5 protein-coding genes are annotated in these 4,374 nt (G+C 59.1%); all 5 read left to right on the top strand.

Translation table 11 applies throughout. The features are described 5' to 3' along the window. Positions 1-516: MoxR family ATPase (locus JWR14_RS30055; RefSeq protein WP_299716587.1), on the top strand; the 516-nt coding region annotated here is incomplete at its 5' end. Between the two features lie 15 nt (positions 517-531). Next, the gene (locus JWR14_RS30060) at positions 532-1,146 is read left to right on the top strand and encodes a GNAT family protein (RefSeq protein ID WP_299716590.1); all 615 of its coding nucleotides are present in this window, start codon (positions 532-534) and stop codon (positions 1,144-1,146) included. 47 nt (positions 1,147-1,193) lie between these two features. Continuing rightward, a complete protein-coding gene (locus JWR14_RS30065; RefSeq protein WP_299716593.1) occupies positions 1,194-2,369 on the top strand; it encodes a VWA domain-containing protein in 1,176 nt (391 codons plus the stop codon). Positions 2,370-2,564: 195 nt separating this feature from the next. Beyond that, positions 2,565-3,752: a benzoate/H(+) symporter BenE family transporter gene (locus JWR14_RS30070; protein ID WP_299716596.1), complete on the top strand. Its 1,188-nt coding sequence runs from the start codon at positions 2,565-2,567 to the stop codon at positions 3,750-3,752. A gap of 444 nt (positions 3,753-4,196) precedes the next feature. After that, a partial coding sequence (locus JWR14_RS30075) for a transaldolase family protein (protein WP_299716599.1) occupies positions 4,197-4,374 on the top strand: 178 nt, incomplete at its 3' end.

Raw genomic sequence — 4,374 nt, forward strand, 5'->3', positions numbered from 1 at the left:
GGCGTGCTGCTGATCGATGAAATCGATAAAGCGGACATCGAATTCCCGAACGACCTGCTGCGCGAACTCGACCGGATGGAGTTCTACGTCTACGAGACCCACGAACTGGTGAAGGCGAAACACCGGCCACTGGTGATCATTACCTCGAACAACGAAAAAGAACTGCCCGACGCGTTCCTGCGCCGCTGCTTTTTCCACTACATCAAGTTCCCCGAACCCACGACGATGAAGCAGATTGTCGAGGTGCATTTCCCAGGCATCAAGCAGGAACTGCTCGCGGCCGCGATGCAAAGTTTCTTCGAGTTGCGCAATGTTTCGGGCCTGAAGAAAAAACCGTCGACATCGGAATTGCTCGACTGGTTGAAGCTGCTGCTGGCTGAGGATATTGGCCCGGAAGCGTTGCGCTCGACCGATCAGAAACAAGTCATCCCGCCGTTGCATGGCGCGTTGCTCAAGAACGAACAGGACGTGAGCCTGTTCGAGCGGCTGCTGTTCATGAACCGCAACAACCGTTGAAAGAGGGCTGCACGTATGAGCCGCTGGATCGATCCGGTTACGCTGGAAGGCACGTTTGTGAGACTCGTGCCGCTCGAGCGCGAGCATCAGGATGCGCTCGTCAACGCCGCTGCGGACGGCGAGTTGTGGAAGCTCTGGTACACGAGCGTCCCCTCGCCCGACACAATGGTCACGTGGATGGACACGGCGCTCGCCATGCGCGATTCGGCCGGCGCGCAACCGTTCACCGTCATCGACGCGAGGACAGGCGACATAGTCGGCAGCACGCGTTATATGAATGTTGAGGCGGCGCATCGGCGGCTTGAGATTGGCAGCACGTGGTACGCAAAACGCGTGCAGCGCACGGCGATCAACACCGAAGCCAAGCTGCTCCTGCTCTCGTACGCGTTCGATACGCTTGCGACCATCGCCGTCGAGTTCCGGACTCACTTCATGAACCGTCAGTCGCGCGCGGCTATTGCGCGGCTAGGGGCGAAGGAAGACGGAATCCTGCGCAATCACCAGATCGGCCGGGACGGCATTTACCGCGATACGGTGGTATTTTCGATTATCGAGTCCGAGTGGCCGGCCGTGCGCGCGAACCTGCGTGCCAAACTCGAAACGCGGTTCGACTTGCCGCTTGATTCATAGCTCGACTCGTAACTCGTACTGCGACAGATTGGGGCAAGGAGCCCGGCATGCTGATCGACTTTTTCTATTCCCTGCGCGGCGCCAAGCTACCGGTTTCGGTCAAGGAATACCTGACGCTGCTTGAAGCACTGAAGGCTCAGGTAATTGGCCCTTCTATCGACGAGTTTTACTTTCTCGCGCGCATGACGCTGATCAAGGACGAGAAATACTTCGATAAATTCGATCAGGCGTTCGGCACCTATTTCAACGGTATCGCGACACTCGATGAAGACGCGTTCGATGTCCCGCTCGACTGGCTCAAGAAACGCCTGGAACGGGATTTCACGCCCGAGGAAAAACGCCAGATAGAAGCGCTGGGCGGTATCGACAAATTGATGGAACGGCTGAAAGAACTTCTCGAAGAGCAGCACGAACGGCACGAAGGCGGCAGCAAGTGGATTGGCTCAGGCGGGACGTCGCCGTTCGGCAATGGCGGATATAACCCGGAAGGGATTCGGATTGGCGGAGATTCCTCAGGGAATCGAACGGCCGTCAAAGTCTGGGATGAACGCGCCTACAAGGATTATGACGATCAGGTCGAGATCGGGACGCGCAATATCAAGGTGGCGTTGCGGCGCTTGCGGCGTTTCGCGCGCGAAGGCGCCGCCGATGAACTCGATCTCCCCGACACCATTCGCAGTACCGCCGCCAATGCCGGCTGGCTCGATCTGAAGATGGTCCCGGAGCGCCACAATAATGTGAAAGTCCTGATGCTGCTGGATGTAGGCGGATCGATGGACGATCATATCAAGCGCGTTGAAGAACTTTTTTCCGCAGCGAAGTCAGAATTCAAACACCTCGAGTTTTATTACTTCCACAACTGCGTGTATGACTATCTCTGGAAAAATAACCGGAGACGGCATGGTGAGCGCACCGCCACGTTTGATGTGCTGCACAAGTTTTCGCCGGACACCAAACTGATTTTTGTCGGCGATGCAACCATGAGTCCGTATGAAGTCGTTCAGCCCGGCGGTTCGGTCGAATACAACAATGCCGAAGCGGGCGCGGTCTGGTTGAGGCGCCTCGCCGATCAGTTCCCTCGTTTTGCGTGGCTTAATCCTGAGCCGGAAAGGCTTTGGGAATATCGGCAATCGGTATCGATTATTCGGCAAATATTGGGCGGCCGGATGTATGGATTGACGCTTGGCGGGCTTGAAAGTGCAATGCGGGCGCTTTCCAAATAACCGGTGTTTGGTAAGCCGCTGTCTTGCCTCGCGCGCGGTTCAATACAAGTCAGGGGTCTATACCGTCCCCTTTTCCAGATTCAGCCCGTTTTATTCACATCGCCTTAAAGTGGCACGGCAGAATTTTTTCAGACTGTCACTGCCCTTAATCCCTTCTGGTCAGTACGATCTGCGATCGTCTCTCCAAGGCTTCGCATGAATCCGACCGCCACGACCTTCCGCCCCTTCGCCGATTCCTCCATTTCCGCGCTCGTCGCGGGATTCGTCGCGATGATGACGGGCTATACCAGTTCGCTCGTCCTCATGTTCCAGGCGGGGCGCACCGCCCATCTCTCCGATGCCCAGATTTCCTCCTGGATCTGGGCTCTCTCCATTGGCATGGCGCTGTGCACGATCGGCCTTTCGCTCAAATTCCGCGCACCAATCGTCGCCGCCTGGTCGACGCCCGGGGCAGCGCTCCTCGTGACATCGCTGCCCAACGTAGCGTATCCCGACGCAATCGGCGCTTTCGTCGTCTGCGCGGTCTTGCTCACTATCGTGGGCCTCACCGGCTGGTTTGATACGCTCATGCGGAAAATCCCCGCCAGCATCGCCGCCGCGCTGCTGGCCGGCATCCTGTTCGAGATCGGCATCGAAATATTCAAAGCCGCCCAGTTCCAGACCGCCCTCGTCCTGGCGATGTTCTTCACCTATCTGGTCGTGAAACGCCTCGCGCCCCGCTATGCCATCCTCATGACGCTCGTGGTCGGTATCGTGGCCGCAGGGTCGCTCGGCCTGCTCGACTTCAGCCAGTTCCACGTCGCGCTCGCCCACCCCGTTTTCACCCTGCCGCACTTCTCGCTCGCGGCGGTTATCAGTATCGGCATACCGCTGTTCGTGGTCGCGGTAGCCTCCCAGAACGTGCCTGGCATTGCCGTGTTGCGGGCGGACGGCTACAACACGCCGTCCGCGCCGCTGATCGCGACAACCGGGCTGGCATCGCTCGTGCTCGCGCCGTTCGGCTCTCACGGCATCAACCTGGCCGCTATCACCGCCGCCATCTGCACCGGTCCCGAAGCCAACCAGGACCGCTCGAAGCGCTACATGGCCGCCGTCTGGTGCGGGATTTTCTACCTCCTGGCCGGCGTGTTCGGTGCGACCATTGCCGCCTTGTTCGCGTCGATGCCGAAAGCACTGGTGGTGTCAGTCGCCGCGCTGGCCTTGTTCGGCTCGATCATGAGCGGCCTCACCAACGCGATGAGCGACCTGCGCCAGCGCGAAGCCGCCCTCGTCACGTTCATGGTCACCGCGTCGGGACTGACGCTGCTGTCGATCGGCTCGGCGTTCTGGGGCCTGGTGGCGGGTGTCGTCACGCAGATTGTGCTCAACGCGCGGCGGGCGTAGATTGATCGTATCGACGCGAAATGTTCACGCGAACCACGTGTAATGAGGCGTGGCTAGTCGATTCGGAGCTCTGGCATCGGGATTGCACAGAACATCGGCATACCAGTCGTGCAACACCCGCCACCCCGGACTCGCCGCTCGGCAATCGTGGCGACTGGCGCAGCAGGTGAACTCTCGGAGCCACCCGCCGTCGAAAAGGGTTAAGCATCGCATGCAGCGCCGCTGTAGCTCATCGGCCAGACACAGAAAGCACGGCTGCGAACTATCGCGTTCTCTGCGCCAAATGACGCAGCAGGAATAGAATGGCAATTGAATAGCAATGTGGGGCGAGCCGCTCGCCAACAGCTTTTGGCGCAGTACATCAGCACCAGCGGCCTCGCAAAACCCTTTCACCCGCGGGCATTCCGCATCTTTGACAACGGCACAACACGCCGAAGACCAGACATGACCTCCGCTCTCGACCAGCTCAAGCAATACACCACCGTTGTCGCAGACACCGGCAACTTCCAGCAACTCGGCGAGTTCAAGCCGCAAGACGCGACCACGAACCCCTCGCTGATCCTCAAGGCCGTCCAGAACGACGCCTACAAACCGCTGCTCGAGAAGACCGTGAAGGACCACG

The sequence above is a fragment of the Caballeronia sp. genome (assembly GCF_028292365.1).
Lineage (GTDB): Bacteria > Pseudomonadota > Gammaproteobacteria > Burkholderiales > Burkholderiaceae > Caballeronia.